The organism is Teichococcus aerofrigidensis, from assembly GCF_054073225.1.
Genome location: NZ_JBSXMU010000009.1, coordinates 1 through 15,933 on the forward strand (window position 1 = coordinate 1; position 15,933 = coordinate 15,933).

14 protein-coding genes are annotated in these 15,933 nt (G+C 72.4%); 7 read left to right on the plus strand and 7 right to left on the minus strand.

Annotation, left to right across the window (positions count from 1 at the left end; genetic code table 11):
- A partial coding sequence (locus ACVMLK_RS03910) for an ATP-binding protein (RefSeq protein ID WP_457485686.1) occupies positions 1 to 662 on the plus strand: 662 nt, incomplete at its 5' end.
- A gap of 46 nt (positions 663 to 708) precedes the next feature.
- On the opposite strand, the gene ACVMLK_RS03915 is transcribed toward ACVMLK_RS03910, so the two are convergent.
- Positions 709 to 2,178, minus strand: coding sequence for an AMP nucleosidase (locus tag ACVMLK_RS03915; protein ID WP_457485687.1), 1,470 nt, complete (start codon positions 2,176 to 2,178; stop codon positions 709 to 711).
- 191 nt (positions 2,179 to 2,369) lie between these two features.
- Here ACVMLK_RS03915 and ACVMLK_RS03920 point away from each other — a divergent pair, with 191 nt between their 5' ends.
- Complete coding sequence (locus ACVMLK_RS03920; protein WP_457485688.1) at positions 2,370 to 2,747, plus strand: hypothetical protein; 378 nt, start codon at positions 2,370 to 2,372, stop codon at positions 2,745 to 2,747.
- Between the two features lie 15 nt (positions 2,748 to 2,762).
- Here the strand turns inward: ACVMLK_RS03920 and ACVMLK_RS03925 are convergent, their stop codons facing one another.
- Both ACVMLK_RS03925 and ACVMLK_RS03930 read right to left on the minus strand, forming a co-directional pair.
- A complete protein-coding gene (locus ACVMLK_RS03925; RefSeq protein ID WP_457485689.1) occupies positions 2,763 to 3,680 on the minus strand; it encodes an NAD(P)-dependent oxidoreductase in 918 nt (305 codons plus the stop codon).
- A gap of 80 nt (positions 3,681 to 3,760) precedes the next feature.
- Positions 3,761 to 4,594, minus strand: coding sequence for an ornithine lipid ester-linked acyl 2-hydroxylase OlsC (locus ACVMLK_RS03930; RefSeq protein WP_370592011.1), 834 nt, complete (start codon positions 4,592 to 4,594; stop codon positions 3,761 to 3,763).
- A 268-nt stretch (positions 4,595 to 4,862) separates the two neighbouring features.
- Here ACVMLK_RS03930 and ACVMLK_RS03935 point away from each other — a divergent pair, with 268 nt between their 5' ends.
- The 4 genes from ACVMLK_RS03935 (at position 4,863) to zwf (ending at position 10,595) form a co-directional block, all read left to right on the plus strand.
- A complete protein-coding gene (locus ACVMLK_RS03935; RefSeq protein WP_457485690.1) occupies positions 4,863 to 5,534 on the plus strand; it encodes a GntR family transcriptional regulator in 672 nt (223 codons plus the stop codon).
- A 61-nt stretch (positions 5,535 to 5,595) separates the two neighbouring features.
- Positions 5,596 to 7,320 (plus strand): dihydroxy-acid dehydratase, encoded by a 1,725-nt coding sequence (locus tag ACVMLK_RS03940; RefSeq protein WP_198366855.1) that lies wholly within the window; start codon positions 5,596 to 5,598, stop codon positions 7,318 to 7,320.
- Between the two features lie 105 nt (positions 7,321 to 7,425).
- A complete protein-coding gene (locus ACVMLK_RS03945) occupies positions 7,426 to 8,982 on the plus strand; it encodes an MDR family MFS transporter (protein ID WP_198366854.1) in 1,557 nt (518 codons plus the stop codon).
- A gap of 140 nt (positions 8,983 to 9,122) precedes the next feature.
- Complete coding sequence (gene zwf, locus ACVMLK_RS03950) at positions 9,123 to 10,595, plus strand: glucose-6-phosphate dehydrogenase (RefSeq protein WP_198366853.1); 1,473 nt, start codon at positions 9,123 to 9,125, stop codon at positions 10,593 to 10,595.
- Between the two features lie 3 nt (positions 10,596 to 10,598).
- Here the strand turns inward: zwf and ACVMLK_RS03955 are convergent, their stop codons facing one another.
- The 3 genes from ACVMLK_RS03955 to ACVMLK_RS03965 all read right to left on the minus strand — a co-directional run bounded on the left by ACVMLK_RS03955 (position 10,599) and on the right by ACVMLK_RS03965 (position 13,827).
- Complete coding sequence (locus ACVMLK_RS03955; RefSeq protein ID WP_457485691.1) at positions 10,599 to 11,714, minus strand: helix-turn-helix transcriptional regulator; 1,116 nt, start codon at positions 11,712 to 11,714, stop codon at positions 10,599 to 10,601.
- Between the two features lie 100 nt (positions 11,715 to 11,814).
- Positions 11,815 to 12,660, minus strand: a complete 846-nt coding sequence (locus tag ACVMLK_RS03960) for a beta/alpha barrel domain-containing protein (protein WP_198366851.1) — start codon at positions 12,658 to 12,660, stop codon at positions 11,815 to 11,817.
- Between the two features lie 228 nt (positions 12,661 to 12,888).
- On the minus strand, positions 12,889 to 13,827 hold the full coding sequence (locus ACVMLK_RS03965; RefSeq protein WP_198366850.1) for an NAD(P)H-dependent flavin oxidoreductase: 939 nt from the start codon (positions 13,825 to 13,827) through the stop codon (positions 12,889 to 12,891).
- Between the two features lie 231 nt (positions 13,828 to 14,058).
- On the opposite strand from ACVMLK_RS03965, the gene cysE reads away from it, so the two are divergent.
- Positions 14,059 to 14,916, plus strand: a complete 858-nt coding sequence (gene cysE / locus ACVMLK_RS03970; protein ID WP_198366849.1) for a serine O-acetyltransferase — start codon at positions 14,059 to 14,061, stop codon at positions 14,914 to 14,916.
- A 29-nt stretch (positions 14,917 to 14,945) separates the two neighbouring features.
- Here cysE and cysK read toward each other — a convergent pair whose 3' ends face one another.
- The gene (gene cysK, locus ACVMLK_RS03975; protein ID WP_457485692.1) at positions 14,946 to 15,860 is read right to left on the minus strand and encodes a cysteine synthase A; all 915 of its coding nucleotides are present in this window, start codon (positions 15,858 to 15,860) and stop codon (positions 14,946 to 14,948) included.
- Between the last annotated feature and the right edge of the window lie 73 nt (positions 15,861 to 15,933).

The following is a 15,933-nucleotide window of genomic DNA, read 5'->3' on the forward strand; positions in this document are numbered from 1 at the left end:
CGGCGCAGGAGGCGCAGGCCGGCGCCATCGCCGCGGCCGCCCACCGCGCCGCGCAGCTCGAGGCGGAGCAGGCCGCGCTGGTCGGCGACGACACGCCGGCCCGGGCGCTGCAGGAGCAGCAGGCGGCCCTCGCCCAGCTCGGCCGCATCCTGGAGGACGCGCTGCTGATGCAGGCGGCCTCGGGCCTGCTGGACGCCGCCATGGGCCGCCTGCGCGAGAGCGGGGACGACCGGCTGCTGCGGCGGATCGGCGCCGCCTTCGCCCTGCTGACCGAAGGCGCCTACCCCGTCCTGGCCTCCCGCGAGGATGCGCGCGGCGTGGCGCATCTGGTGCTCCGGCACCGGGACCATCCGGAGGAGGAAGTGTCGATCGAGGGCCTTTCGGAAGGCACGCGGGACCAGCTCTTCCTGGCGCTCCGGCTGGTGGCGATCGAGGACCATGCCGCCGCCGCGCCGCCGCTGCCCTTCCTCGGGGACGACATCCTGCAGAGCTTCGACGACCGCCGCGCCGGCGCCGCCTTCCGCGCGTTGCTGGCGCTCAGCCGCCACGCCCAGGTGATCCTGCTGAGCCACCACGAGCATCTGGCCGAGGTGGCGGCCGGGGCGCTGCCGGAGGGCGCGCTGAACCTGCTGCGCCTGCTGCCCGAGGCGGTGCCGGGATAGGGGCGTCCAACGGCCGGTGGACGGGGCGCCGGCTCCACGACCCGGCTCAGCGGAAGGGCGGCTCGTCGAAGGCGCGCAGCTTGCGGGAATGCAGCGCCGTGAGCTGCTCGCGCAGGATGCCCAGCGTCTCGATGCCGATGCGCAGATGCTCGCTCACGGCGCGCTGGTAGAAGGCGGTGGCCGCGCCGGGCAGCTTGATCTCGCCGTGCAGCGGCTTGTCCGAGACGCAGAGCAGCGTGCCATAGGGCACGCGCAGCCGGTAGCCCTGCGCCGCCAGCGTGCCGCTCTCCATGTCCACGGCGATGGCGCGGGAGAGGTTGATGCGCAGCCGCTCCTGCGACCAGCGCAGTTCCCAGTTGCGGTCGTCGTAGCTGACCACCGTGCCGGTGCGCAGCCGGCGCTTCAGCGCCTCGCCCGCCGCGCCGGTGACGCGCGCGGCGGCATCCTGCAGGGCGAGCTGCACCTCGGCCAGGGCGGGCACCGGAATCTCCGGCGGCAGCAGCTCGTCGAGGATCTTGTCGCGCCGCAGGTAGCCGTGGGCCAGCACGTAGTCGCCGATCTCCTGGCTGGGCCGCAGGCCGCCGCAATGGCCGATCATCAGCCAGCAATGCGGCCGCAGCACCGCGAGATGGTCGGTCACGGTCTTCGCGTTGGAGGGGCCGACGCCGATATTGACGATGCTGATCCCCTCTCCCTCGGCGCGCAGCAGGTGGTAGGCCGGCATCTGGAAGCGCTGCCAGGGGCTGGCGGCGACCAGCGCGGCCGTCTCGCCGGGCGCCATGCCGCGCCGCACCGTGCCGCCGCCGGGCAGCACGAGCCGGTCGTGCGGGCTCGCCGGATCGGCCAGCTCGGCCAGGCCCCAGGCGACGAACTGCTCGACGTAGCGCTGGTAGTTGGTCAGCAGGATCCAGGGCTGCACGGCGCGCCAGTCGGTGCCGGTGTAGTGCACCAGCCGGCGCAGCGAGTAGTCGACCCGCGCGGCGTCGAACAGCGCCAGCGGCCGCGGCGCGCCGGGCCGATGGCGCCAGAGCCCGTCCGCCACCTCGTCGCCCACGGCGGAGAGGCGGGGCACCGGGAAGTGCCGCGCCAGCTCGGCGGCCCCCACCCGGCCGCGCGCCAGCTCGTCGCCGCCTTCCAGGACGTAAGGGTAGGGGATTTCCTGGCTGCTCGGCCCGACCTCCACCGTGGCGCCGTACTCCGCCATCAGGGGTCCAAGCTGCTGCAGCAGGTAGTCGTGGAAGCCCGCCGGCTGGGTGACGGTGGTGGCATAGACGCCGGGTTGCTGCAGCTTCCCCCAGGCGCGCCGGGTGCGCGGCGGCGGGCGGTCGGAGGTCCAGGCGAGGCGCAGCGCGGGATAGCGGAAGGCCTCGCGCTCGGCGCGGCCGGGCGGGGCGCCGCCGCTGATGAAGCGGTCCAGCGCGGTGCGCTCCGCTTCCACCGCCGCATCGTAGAGGCTGGTCAGCCGGGCGACGGCGGCCTCGGGACTGTCGCAGGGCTGGTGTGTGCTGAGGGCCATGCAGGCGATATAGAATGGCCGCGCCGGGCCGGTAAGCCGGGGCGGCATGATCCCTCCGTGACGCCGGCGGCAGGGCGCCTCCCCTTCCCGGCCGCCGGACTGTGATCGGACGCACAGCCTGGCCGGCCGCCTTCTGCTCCGCTGCGGCGCGGCCGCCCAGCCCCGGGAGGCCGGCCCAGGGGAAGGCGGGGATGGGGACCAGGCTCGGCACGATTGGCGCTTCCGGCCCGCCCGGACCCGAGCCGGCAAGGCGGGCGGCCGAGCTGCGGCCCCGCTATCACGGCCTCACCGTCCTGGCCGGCTGGGATGCCGGGCTGCGGAGCTACTGGCTGGAGGTGACGCGGGTGCCGCCGCCCGAGCATGCGGAGGATCGGCTGGTCTTCCGGGCCGGCCAGGCCGAACGGGAGATCCCCGATCTCGCCGCCCTGGCGGCCATGCTGTCCCCCTATGCGGAGACCGACGAGCCGGCGCTGCGCCGCCTGCTGGAGGAGACGGCGGGGACGAGCCTTCCCGCCGGCGCCCCGGCGGCCGCTTGGCGGCCGGCGGAGGGGGCACAGCCCGCCGGATGACCGCCGCGGGCGGGCTCAGGACCCGGCGGCGATGCGCCGGCAATGCTCCAGCGCCGCCTGCACGAGCTTGTCGCCGGCCTCTGGCGTACGGAAGGCGGAATGGGCGGAGAGGGTGACGTTCTCCAGCGTGGTCAGCACATGGCCGGCGGGCAACGGCTCGATGTCGAAGACGTCGAGCGCGGCATGGGCCAGGGCGCCGGAGCGCAGCGCCGCGACCATCGCCGCCTCGTCCACCACCGCGCCGCGCGCCGTGTTGACCAGCACCGCGCCGCGCCGCAGCCGGGCCAGGCGCTCGGCGGAGAGGAAGCCGCGCGTCTCGTCATTCAGCAGCAGATGCACGGAAAGCACATGGCTCTCGGCCAGCAGCCGGTCGAGCCCGACGAACTCGACGCCCTCGGCGCTTTTGGGCGTCCGGTTCCAGGCGAGCACCGTCATGCCGGCGCCACGACAGAGCCGCGCCATCTCGGCGGCGATGCCGCCGAAGCCGAGCAGGCCGACGGTCTTGCCGGTCAGCTCCAGGCCGTCGGTGCGCAGCCAGCGCCCGGCGCGCATGCCCCGGTCCATGCCGGCGATGCCCTTGGCGGCGGTCCACATCAGCGTGAAGGCCATCTCGGCCACGGCGGTGTCGCCATAGCCCTTGATGATGTGCACCGCGATGCCGCACTCGGCCTTCAGCGCCTCGGGGTTCATGTAGGAGCGCGCGCCCGTGCCGAGGAAGACGACATGCCGCAGGCCCGGCACCTGCCGCGCGATGTCGGTCGGCAGGGCGGTGTGGTCGATGATGGCGATCTCGTGGCCGGCCAGCACGCCCGGAAGCGCGTCCGGCGTGATGTCCGGCTGCAGGTTGATCGTCACCTCCGGATCGGCGTCCCGGCGCAGGCGGCGGAAGACCGCGCCCAGCGCCTCACCGGCATCGACGAAACAGGCGCGCATGGGACTCTCCTCGGAGGTGGCGGGCCGCGGGGCCCGAGGGCATAGAGGAGGCCCCCTGACCGCGCAATGATCCGCCCGCCTCAGGCCTGGGGACGGTTCCGCAGGGCCTCGGCCTGGGCGTAGAACTTCTTCTCCCAATCCTTGTGGTTGTCGGCACCCTCGCGGATGAAGGGCGTGAAGATGGCGAGGTTGAGCAGGGCCCAGTTGACCAGCCGCGCCGGGAAGCCGAGCGGCTTGACGAAATCGACGAACAGCACGACGCGGACCTTGTCGGTGTGGTTCCAGGCCTCGTGCTCATAGGCGTCGTCGAAGATCAGCGCCTTGCCTTCCTGCCAGTGGCAGACCTGCTTGTCGACACGGATGGCGAGCTGACCCTCCTCCGCCTGCGGCACGATCAGGCCGAGATGCAGCCGCAGCACGCCGTTGTAGGGGCCGCGATGCGCCGGCAGGTGCTTGCCCGGCTCGAAGATGGAGAACATCGCCGTCTGCAGGCCGGGGATCTTCCGCACGATCCGCCAGGTCTCGGGACAGGTCCTGGTGTTGCGCTCGGAGGTGACGCCGTAACCGGTCAGGAAGAAGGTCTTCCAGCGGTTGTCGGTGCTGATCGTCTTCACGTCCGTCGCGATGTCGTGGAAATTCGGCAGATCCTCCCGCCGCTCCAGCACCTTCTCCAGCTCCTTCCGGATCAGCGGCCATTCGCGCTCGATCTCGGCCGCCCAAGGGAAGGTCGCGTTGTCGTAGACGGGCGGGTTGCCGACCTTGGAATGGCGCAGGTTCAGCCGCTCCGCCCAGGCGACGATGCCCATGAACATCCGCGTGAGGGCGCTGGGCCGCTCCATGGGCGCCATGCCCGCGGTGCCGAAGGTCTGGGCGGGCTCGCCGGGCCGGGCGGTCTGGGTCGGGGAGTGCTGCACTGATGTCATCCTCTGATCGTGCCGGACGGCGCTGCGGCCGCCCGGCTGGCCGCCGGGGTTCTTGCCCTTGCCCTCGGGCCGGGTCCGGCGGAAGCCATCGCCGGCGGCGCCTCGGGTGTCACGGATTATTAATAGGCGCTCTCATCTGACTGTAAATTGCGCGGTGCGGACCGGTTGCGGAGTCGGCTGGGCTAGCCAGGGCTAAAATTGTCGATAATCTTGTCGATCAAGCTCCCGGCCCCCGCCGGGGGGGACGTGGAAACCCTCTATGCCGGACACCGTCAGCGCCAGGGCCGAGGCCGCCCCGACCCCCCGCCTGCTCGCCAGGACCCTGGAGGAGGACATCGTCCTCGGCCGCCTGCACCCGCGCGAAAGGCTGGTGGAGGAGGAGCTGATCCAGCGCTTCGGCGCCACCCGCCACGTCATCCGGCTGGCCCTGACGGAGCTGGAGCGCATCGGGCTGGTCGAGCGCATCCCGCATCGCGGCGCCCTGGTGCGGAGCTACGCGCCGCAGGATGTGCGGCAGCTCTACGACCTGCGGGAGCTGCTGGAATGCGAGGCGGCGCGGCTGATCCCCCGCCCCCTGCCCGCCGCCGACCTCGCCGCCATCGAGACCCTGCAGCGGGAGCACGACCGCGCCGCCGGCGCGGCCGATCTGGCCGCCCTGTTCCGGGCCAACCAGGCCTTCCACCGCCGCATCAACGACTGTTGCGGCAATGCCTTCCTGGCGACGGCGATCGAGGCGGCCGCGCAGCGCGCCCATGGCATCCGCTTCCTCGCCTCGATCTCGCCCGAGGCGCGGGAGGCCGCGCGGCGGGAGCACCACGCCATGATCGCGGCGCTGCGCGCCGGCGATGGCGAGACCCTCATCGCCCTCACCCGCGCGCATCTCCAGCCCTCGCAGGTCGCCTATCTCCGCGCCTATGGCGGCGGTCCCTGAGCCGGCGCCCTTCCCCTTCACCCGGCGCTCCCCGGCGCCCAACCCCGCGAAGTCCAGCATCATGAGCGACGACACCCCGCACGGCCTGTCCCGTGGCCTCACCAACTATGGCGACCGCGATTTCGCCCGCTACCTCCGCCTCTCGATGGCCCGCGCCATGGGCTATTCGACCGATCTGCTGAGGAAGCCCGTGGTCGGCATCGCCAGCACCTACAGCGAGTTCAACAACTGCCACCGCGGCGTGCCCGAGCTTGTGACGGCGGTGAAGCGCGGCGTGCTGGCGGCGGGCGGCCTGCCGCTGGAATTCCCCACCATCTCGCTCGGCGAGGTCTTCCTCAACCCGACCAGCCTGTTCTTCCGCAACCTGATGGCGATGGACACCGAGGAGATGATCCGCGGCCAGCCGATGGATGCCGTCGTGCTGGTCGGCGGCTGCGACAAGACGGTGCCCGCCCAGCTCATGGGCGCGCTCTCCGCCGGCCTGCCGACGGTGCAGGTGGTGACCGGCCCGATGATGACCAGCCGCTGGCGGGGCGAGCGACTCGGGGCCTGCACCGATTGCCGCCGCTTCTGGGCCAAGTACCGCGCCGGCGAGATCGACGACGCCACCATCGAGGAGGTGGAGGGCAATCTCGCCACCACCGCCGGCACCTGCGCGGTGATGGGCACGGCCAGCACCATGGCCTCGCTGGCCGAGGCGCTGGGCATCATCCTGCCCGGCACCGCCGCCATCCCGGCCGTGCATGCCGACCGCATCCGCGCCGCCGAGGCCTCGGGCGCCGCCGCCCTGGCGCTGGCCCGCGCCGGCACCACCATCCGCGACATCATCACCCCGAAATCGGTGGAGAACGCGCTGCGCGTGCTGCTGGCCATCGGCGGCTCGACCAATGCCATCATCCACCTGACCGCCATCGCCGGCCGCGCCGGCATCCCCGTGGACCTGCACCGGCTCAACGAGCTGTCCGACACCACCCCCGTCCTGGTGGACCTGAAGCCGACCGGCCCCTTCTACATGGAGGACCTGCACGCGGCGGGCGGCATCGGCGCCGTGCTGCGCGAGCTGAAGCCGCTGCTGCACCTCGACTGCCTGACCGTCAGCGGCGAGACGCTGGGCCAGCGGCTGGAGGGCGGCCCGGGCCATGTGGACCATGCCGTGGTGCGCCCCCTGGCCGAGCCGCTGCAGCCGCAGGGCGGGCTGGTGGCCCTGTTCGGCTCGCTGGCGCCGCGCGGCGCCATCCTGAAGCGCGCCGCCGCCGACCCGAAGCTGTTCGAGACCGAGGCGCGGGCGGTGGTCTTCAGTTCGCTGGAGGACCTGGCGGCGCGGATCGACGATCCCGACCTCGACGTGCGCCCGGACGATGCGCTGGTCCTGCAGAACGCCGGCCCGCTCAGCCCCTCCGGCATGCCCGAGGCCGGCTACCTGCCGATCCCGCAGAAGCTGGCGCGCGCCGGGGTGAAGGACATGCTGCGCATTTCCGACGCGCGGATGAGCGGCACCGCCTATGGCACCATCGTGCTCCACGTGACGCCGGACGCCGCGTCCGGCGGGCCGCTCGGCCTGGTGCGGGACGGGGACCGCATCCGTGTCTCGGTGCGGGAGCGGCGCCTCGATCTGATGGTCGAGGCGGCCGAGCTGGAGCGGCGCCGGGCCGAGACGCCGCCCGTCACCGCCCAGGCCAAGCGCGGCTACGCCAGCCTCTACCGGCGCGAGGTGCTGCTGGCCGATCAGGGCTGCGACTTCGATTTCCTGCTGGAGAACCCGCAGGGCGCCGCCCGCGGCGGTTGAGCGGCCGGGGGGCGCTTTGACACCGGGGGGGCGGCCGGCCCAGAAAGGCCGGCCCGCCGGCCTGCCCTCGGCCCGGCGCGAGATGCCAGCACAGGCCGGAGCCGCATGAACGACCAACCCACCCCGGCGGCGAATCCGCCGGCGCCCCCCGCCGGCACCGCGCCGAAGCGGCAGCTCCGCATCGTCCTGGCCGGGGCGCTGCTGACGATGATCCTGGCGGCGCTCGACCAGAACATCGTCAACACCGCCCTGCCGCGCATGGTGGGGGAGCTGGGCGGCATGGCGCATCTCTCCTGGGTGGTCACCGCCTTCATGCTGACCTCGACCACCACCACGCCGCTCTACGGCAAGCTCTCCGACACCTTCGGCCGCCGCACCCTCTTCTTCCTGGCCATCCTGATCTTCCTGGGCGGCTCGCTGCTCTGCGGCGTGGCGCAGTCCATGGGCCAGCTCATCGCCTTCCGCGCCATCCAGGGCATCGGCGCGGGCGGGCTGCTGACCCTCTCCCAGGCCGCCATCGGCGATGTCGTCTCGCCGCGCGAGCGGCCGCGCTACCAGGGTCTCTTCACCGGCACCTTCGCCCTGGCCAGCGTCGCCGGGCCGCTGCTCGGCGGCATCATCACATCGGCCCTGTCCTGGCGGTGGGTGTTCTACGTCAACCTGCCGATCGGCCTGCTGGCCCTGGTGATGATCGGCCTCGGCCTGCCGCGCTCCACGACGCCGCCGAACCGGCGGCCGGTGGACATCCCCGGGGCGGCCCTGCTGGCGGGCGCCACCACCGCCCTGCTGCTGCTGCTGGCCTGGGGCGGCAGCGAGTTCCCCTGGGCGTCCTGGCCCGCCCTCGGCATGGCGGCGCTGTCCGTGACCCTCTATGCCCTCTTCGCCTGGCGCGAGCTGCGGGCGCCGGAGCCGCTGATCCGCCTGCCGCTGTTCCGCAACCCGGTCTTCGCCCGCGGCGTGGTGGTCGGCGGCATGATGACCTTCGCCATGCTCGGCTCCACCGTCTTCCTGCCGCTCTACTTCCAGCTGGTGCTCGGCATGGACCCCGCCCATGCCGGCGCGATGATGCTGCCGCAGGTGGTCGGCATGGTGCTCAGCTCGGTCGTCGGCGGCCGCATCGTCTCGAAGCTCGGGCGCAACAAGCTGTTCCTGCTCGCCGGGCTGGGGCTGGAGGCCCTGGCACTGGCCAGCCTGGCGCTCTTCGCCTGGTTCGCCGCCCCGCCCATGGTCTTCCTGGTCTCGATGGGGCTGCTCGGCCTCGGCATGGGCATGGGCATGCCCAACCTGACGACCGCCGTGCAGAACGCCGTGGCGCACCGGGAGCTGGGTGCCGCGACCGGCGCCATGACCTTCCTGCGCTCGCTTGGCGGCGCGCTCGGTGTCGCCGCCTCCGGGACCATCATGACCTCGCGGCTGCAGAACGCCTTCGCCGGGCTCGATCCGGCCGAGGTGGCCCAGGTCACGGCGCATGGCGTGGAGGCACTGGCGCGCTTCACGCCGGCCCAGCAGGCCGCCATGGCCGATGCCTATCGCGCCGCGCTGACCGGTTGCTTCCTGCTCAGCGGCGCCGTCATGACGGCCGCCTTCCTGCTGGTGCTCGGCCTGCCGGAGGTGACGCTGCGCGACCGCATCGGCGACGAGGCCGGACCGCCTCCGCGCTGAAGGCTCCTCTGCGGGGACTCCGGCCCGGCATATGCCCTTTGTGCAGGCGCGAAGGCCCGGCCTAGACTGGGCCCCGGCGCGCCGCGGCCGGAGAGCGCGAGACCGGTCCGCCACGACACTTCCTCCGCGAGCAGGGATGCATGGCCCAGATTCTACCCGTTCCGACCTTCGACTGCGTGATCTTCGGTGCCACCGGAGACCTGACCATGCGCAAGCTGCTGCCGGCGCTGTTCCATCGCTTCCGCGACCGGCAGTTCGACGAGGCCTGCCGCATCCTCGCCGCGGCGCGGACCGAGCTGGAGGAGGACGCCTACCGCCGGCAGGCCGAGGCGGCGCTGCGGCGTCATGTCGCGGTGGAGACGGTGGAGCAGGAGGAGGAGCTACGCCGTTTCCTCGCCCTGCTGCGCTATCTGCGCATCGACGGCGCCGGCGAGGCGGGCTGGGACCGCCTCGCCGCCCTGCTGGCCGAGCGGCCGGAGCATGTGCGGCCCTTCTACCTGGCCACCTCGCCCGAGCTCTATGGTCCGATCTGCCGCAACCTGGCCGAGCATGGGCTGATCTCGCCCCAGGCCCGGGTCGTGCTCGAGAAGCCGATCGGGCATGACCTCGCCTCCGCCCGCGCCATCAACGACGCGGTCGGCGCCGTGGTGCCGGAGGCGCAGCTCTTCCGCATCGACCACTACCTCGGCAAGGAGACGGTGCAGAACCTGCTGGCGCTGCGCTTCGCCAACACGATCTTCGAACGGCTGTGGAATGCCGACGTCATCGACCATGTGCAGATCACCGTGGCAGAGACGGTCGGTGTCGAGGGGCGCGGCGGCTATTACGACCGCTCGGGCGCGCTGCGCGACATGCTGCAGAACCACATGCTGCAGCTGCTGTGCCTGCTGGCCATGGAGAGCCCGGTCTCGCTCGACGCCGACGCGGTGCGCGACGAGAAGCTGAAGGTGCTGCGCGCGCTGCGCCCGATCACGCCGCTGGAGGCGCCGGGCTTCGCGGTCCGCGGCCAGTACACGGCCGGCGCCGTCGGCGGGCAACCGGTGCCGGGCTATCTGCAGGATCTGGGCGAGCCGACCAGCACGACGGAAAGCTTCGTCGCCATGAAGCTGCAGATCAACAACTGGCGCTGGGCCGGCGTGCCCTTCTACCTGCGCACCGGCAAGCGCCTGCCGTGCAAGGTCTCCGAGATCGTCGTGCAGTTCCGCACGCCGCCCTTCACGCTGTTCCCAGCGGAGGCCAGCATCACCGAGCCCAACCGCCTGCTGATCCGCCTGCAGCCGGCGGAGGGGATGCGGCTCGAGATGATGACCAAGGAGCCGGGGCCGGGCGGGCTGCATCTCCGCCCCACCGGGCTCGACATCTCCTTCGAGAAGACCTTCGGCCAGAGTTTCCCGGACGCCTATGAGCGGCTGCTGATGGATGTGGTGCGCGGCAATGCCACGCTGTTCATGCGCCGCGACGAGGTGGAGACGGCCTGGACCTGGGTCGAGCCGCTGCTGCGCGCCTGGGCCTCGACACCACAGCCGCCCCGCCCCTATCCGGCCGGCAGCTGGGGTCCGACCGCCGCCATCGCCCTGATCGAGCGCGATGGCCGCACCTGGTATCAGGAATAGGGCTCAGCTCAGCACGGGCAGCAGCGCGGCCTGCATCCGCGCCACGCAGGCGGCCTGATGGCGGGTCTCCGTTTTCTGGAAGATCCGCGCCTGATGCGTCCGCACGGTGGTGATGCGAAGACCCTGCATGGCGGCGATCTCGGCCGCCGTCAGGCCGGCGAGCATGCCCGACGCCACCCGGACCTCGGCCGGCGTCAGGCCGAACAGGGCCGGCAGTTGCGCCCCCAGCTCCTGCCGCGTCATCACCTCCTTGGCGACGACCAGCGCGCGGGGCGCCTGCCGCCCCTCGGCCGAGAGCGGGCTGACCTGGAGGCTGAGCGGCACGGCCGACCGGCCCGCGACGGTGGCCAGGAAGCCGCCCCGCCGCTCCAGCTCGGTGCCGAGGCAGGCCTGCTGCACATACTGGCGCAGCCGCGCCACCACCGCCCCGTTGCCAAGCCCGAGGGCGGAGATGCCGTGGTGCCGCGCCGCGCCGATGCGGGCCAGCAGCATCTCCCCCGCCCGGTTGGCGCGCAGCACCTGGCCATCGGCGCCAACCTCGTAGATGGCGATGTCCAGCAGATCGAGCCCGTCCACGATGCCTTCCCGCGGGAGGCGAAGCCCGCCGAACCGGTCGCGCTGCCCCAGGCCGGCGCGGATGAACGGCATCAGCTTCCGCATCAGCCGGTAATCCTCGGCATCGAAGGCCGGGCGGGTGCGGCCCCGCTCGACATGGATCGCCCAGCCATCGCCCGGCCCGTCGATGCGGCAGCCGATCGAGGCATACATGTCCTGTGGCCGCATCCACTCGTTCCAGAACGCGCTGCCGTGCAGACCCGCGGGTCCGAGCAGCTTCTGGTCGCAGTAGATGGAGCCGGGGGCCAATGGCCTCGCCGCCTGCCAGACGAGATTGCCGCGCCAGTAGTGCTCGGCATAGCTGCGCAGATAGCCCTCGGTGTGACCGACGCCGAAGACGTCCTGCGCCTCCGGAGGGTGGCCGAGGCGGCCCAGGCACGCGGTGGTGCCGCCGAAGAGCTGGCGCAGTTCATGAAGCGCGGCGCCCAGCCTGCTCTCGTCGCAGGCCGCTTCCTGCCATAACCCGGCCACATCCAGCACGGCGTCCAGCGTCACCCGCTTCATGCCCGTGCCCCCTGTCGCAGCGACCCCGGAAGGTTCATTCCGGATTACATGAGAAAGGCGGAGGACAACGCAAGGCTTATGGTGCGCCGTCGCGGAGGCGTCAGAGGCGCTCCATCCTCGCCGTGATCTCCAGCGGCGGGGCGCTGTAGGGCGAGGCGGTGATCAGCAGGTCGGCGTCGGCGCGCGCATAGTCGGCGGCATTCCCCTCGGTCACGCCCCCCGCCGCGGCGATGACCGGGCGCCGGGGGTGATCGGCGAGGGCGCGTGTCACCTCCGCCAGCTGGGCCGGGCTCAGCCCGCCACATTGCACGATGTCGACGCCGGCATGGGCCAGCAGCACCGCCTCGTCCACCGTCCCGGCCTCCACGGCGATGCTGCGCTCCGGCTGCGCCGCGCGCAGGCGCGCCACCCAGCGATAGGCGGGCTCGCGGCCCAGGAAGGCGCGGTGCGGGGCGCCGACCAGGATGCTGTCCGACAGGCCGAGGCGGTGCGGCACGCAGCCGCCGGCGGCGATGGCGCGGAGCATCACGTCCCTGGCGCCGGGCAGATGCTCCCGCGGGCAGGCGACCGCGATGCCCGGCTTCTCCCGGCGCGCGACGGCGCGAATGCGGGCGGCCTGCGTGGCGATGCCGGAGGTGGTCGCCATCAGCGCCTGCGCCACCCTGGTGGCCTGATGCAGCGCGGCGGCCGGTCCGGTCGCGGTCAGGATCGGGCCGCCCTGATCCAGCAGGGCGCCGGAGGCGGCGACACGGTGCACGGCGCTGCAGCCCGCCAGCAGGAAGAGCCGTTCCGCCTCCTCCGAGCAGCACAGCGTCATGGTCCGGCCGGCGCAGAGCTGCACCTGCCCCACCGCGTCCCCGATGCCGAGGCCCAGGGTGGTGATGTCACCGTAGGGAGCCTCCTCCCGCAGCATCTCCTCCAGGCGAGCGGCGCGAAGCGGCAGCATCACCGGCAGCAGCCCCCCTGGCCGGGCTGCGCGGATCGGAAGGCGGAATGCGTCATGGACAGGTTTCCTCGGTGGCCGGCAGGGGCCGCCAGGCGCGAGGGCCAGGGCAGGAAGGCGGGCGCCGGCGGCGGGAACACTCTCCTGCCTGTGAGGCCCGCCCGCAAGGCGACCCCGCCGCATGGCAGGGCGGCCGGCGGTGCAGGAATTGCCCTGCCCCGCCGGCCCGGATCAGCCCTCGGCCTCGCGGGAGAGCGCGCGCAGGGCCTCGCGATATTCCTGCCCCAGCCGGCCGCAGAGCTCGGCCACGGTCGGCACGTCCTCGATGCTGCCGACGCCGTGCCCGGCCGACCAGATGTTCTTCCAGGGTCGATGCTCGGCATCGGTGTGCTTCTCCGGCCGCGGCGGCAGGTTCTCCGGATCGAGCCCGGCGGCGACCAGGCTCTGGCGCAGGAAATTGGCGTTCACGCCGCTGATCGCCGGGGTGTAGATGACGTCCCGGGCCTTGGCCTCCAGCAGCATGGCCTTGTAGTCCGGCGGGCCCATGCTCTCCTGCGTGGCGATGAAGCGGGTGCCGAGATAGGCCAGGTCCGCCCCCATCAGCCGCGCGGCGGCGACATGCGCGCCCGTGCTCATGGCGCCCGAGAGCAACAGGGTTCCCTGGAAGATCTGCCGCAGCTCGGCCAGGAAGGCGAAGGGGCTGAGCTGGCCGGCATGGCCGCCGGCCCCGGCGCTGACGGCGATCAGCCCATCCACCCCGGCCTCCGCCGCCTTGGCGGCGTGGCGCAGGTTGACGACATCGTGGAAGACCAGCCCGCCATAGGCATGGACCGCATCCACCAGCTCCTTCACCGCACCGAGCGAGGTGATGACCAGGGGCACGCGGTGCTCCACCGTCCGCGCCAGATCGGCATCCAGCCGGGTGTTGGAACGGTTGACAATCAGGTTCACGCCGAAGGGCGCGGCGCCGGGCTGGCCCTCCAGCCGCCCGGCGATCTCGTCCAGCCAGTCGCCATAGGCCTCGCTGCTGCGCTGGTTCAGCGAGGGAAAGGTGCCCAGCACCCCGGCGCGGCAGGTCTCGACCACCAGATCCGGCCCGGAGACCAGGAACATCGGCGCGGCGACGATGGGGAGCGCGAGGCGGCCCTCGAGGGCGGGGGGCAATGGCATTCTCGTCATCTCCTCAGTGTTTGGCCTGGTGGTTTGACCCAGCTCGGCGCGGGGCGGGCCTTGTCCCGCCAACCTATCGGAGCGGGGCCGTGGCGGCCAAGCCCCCCGCCCCGCGACGGGCCCGCAGGGGACGGGCGGGGGATCGCGGGGCTGAAGATTTCGTGTCGCCCCTCCCGCCGCCCGCCGACCCACCGCATATCCGGTGGCCGAAGGCTCCGATGGAGAGATCCCTTGTCGCGATCCGCGCCGCATCACCTGTCCCTGGTCTCGACGCAGGCGGAGCTGACCGACGCGCTGTGGCACCAGCTGCGCCGCGAGGCGGAGGCCGCCCAGACCGCCTCGCCGACCCTGGCGCCGCTCTTCCTGGAATCGATCCTGAACCAGCCCGACTTCCCCACCGCGGCGTTCCACCGCATCGCCGCCCGGTTGCGCAACGACACCATCTCGCATTCCATCATCTTCCAGGCCTTCCAGCAGGCCAGCCGGGCCGATGCCGCGCTGGTGCTGGGGCTGAAGGCGGATATCGCCGCCGTCTTCGAGCGCGACCCGGCCTGCGAGCGGCTGATCGAGCCCTTCCTGTACTTCAAGGGATTTCACGCCATCCAGCTGCACCGGCTGAACCACTGGCTCTGGAAGCAGGGGGAGCGGGATCTTGCCCTCTACCTGCAAAGCCGCGCCTCGGAGGTGTTCCAGGCCGATATCCACCCGGCCGCCCGGATCGGCCGGGGCATCCTGCTCGACCACGCGACCGGGCTCGTGATCGGCGAGACGGCGGAGATCGGCGACGATGTCTCGCTGCTGCAGGGCGTGACGCTGGGCGGCACCGGCAAGGAGGCGGGGGACCGGCATCCCAAGATCCGGCGCGGCGTCATCATCGGCGCGGGGGCGAAGATCCTGGGCAATATCGAGGTCGGCGAGGATGCCCGCATCGCCGCCGGCTCGGTGGTGCTGGCGCCCGTGCCGCCGCGCACCACCGTGGCGGGCGTGCCGGCCCGGCCGGTCCGGATGGACCAGGGCGCCGCCTCGCCGCGCAGCGCCGACGAGATCCTGGCCGAGATGGCCTATACGGCCTTCGACTACACGATCTGAGAAGCCCCGCCGTCCCGCCCCGGCGGGCCTCAGCCCGGCAGGAAGTCCGGAACCGAGAGATAGCGCTCCCCGGTGTCATAGTTGAAGCCCAGCACCTTCGCGCCCTGCCCCAGCTCCGGCAGCTTGGCGGCGATGGCGGCCAGCGTCGCTCCGGAGGAGATGCCGACCAGCAGGCCCTCCTGCAGCGCCGAGCGGCGGGCATAGTCCTTGGCCGCATCGGCCGCGACCTTGATGACGCCATCCAGCAGGTCGGTGTGCAGGTTGGCCGGCACGAAGCCGGCACCGATGCCCTGGATCGGGTGCGGCGCGGGCGATCCGCCGGAGATCACGGGCGAGGCCTCGGGCTCCACGGCGAAGACCTTCAGCGCGGGCCAGGCCTGCTTCAGCACCTGGGCGCAACCGGTGAGGTGGCCGCCGGTGCCGACGCCGGTGATCAGCGCGTCCAGCCCCTCGGGGAAGTCACTCAGGATCTCGCGCGCGGTGGTCCGGACATGCACGTCGATATTGGCCGGATTTTCGAACTGCTGCGGCATCCAGGCGCCGGGCGTCTCGGCCACCAGCTCCTTGGCCCGCTCGATGGCGCCCTTCATGCCCTTCTCGCGCGGCGTCAGGTCGAAGGTGGCGCCATAGGCCTGCATCAGCCGGCGGCGCTCGATGGACATGGATTCCGGCATGACCAGGACCAGCCTGTAGCCCTTCACCGCCGCGACCATGGCCAGCCCGATGCCGGTATTGCCCGAGGTCGGCTCGATGATCGTGCCACCCGGCTTCAGCCGGCCCTCCGCCTCCGCCGCCTCGACCATCGACAGGGCGATGCGGTCCTTGATCGAGCCGCCGGGATTGGCGCGCTCGGACTTCACCCAGACCTCGGCGTCGGGGAAGAGGCGGCTCAGGCGGATGTGCGGCGTCTGGCCGATGGTCTCGAGAACGGAGGTGGCGCGCATCGGTGTCTCCCGGCTTGTGTTGCCGCTGACTTGGGGTGTCCGGCGCGCGGATGCTATGGGGGGAGCCGCCCCG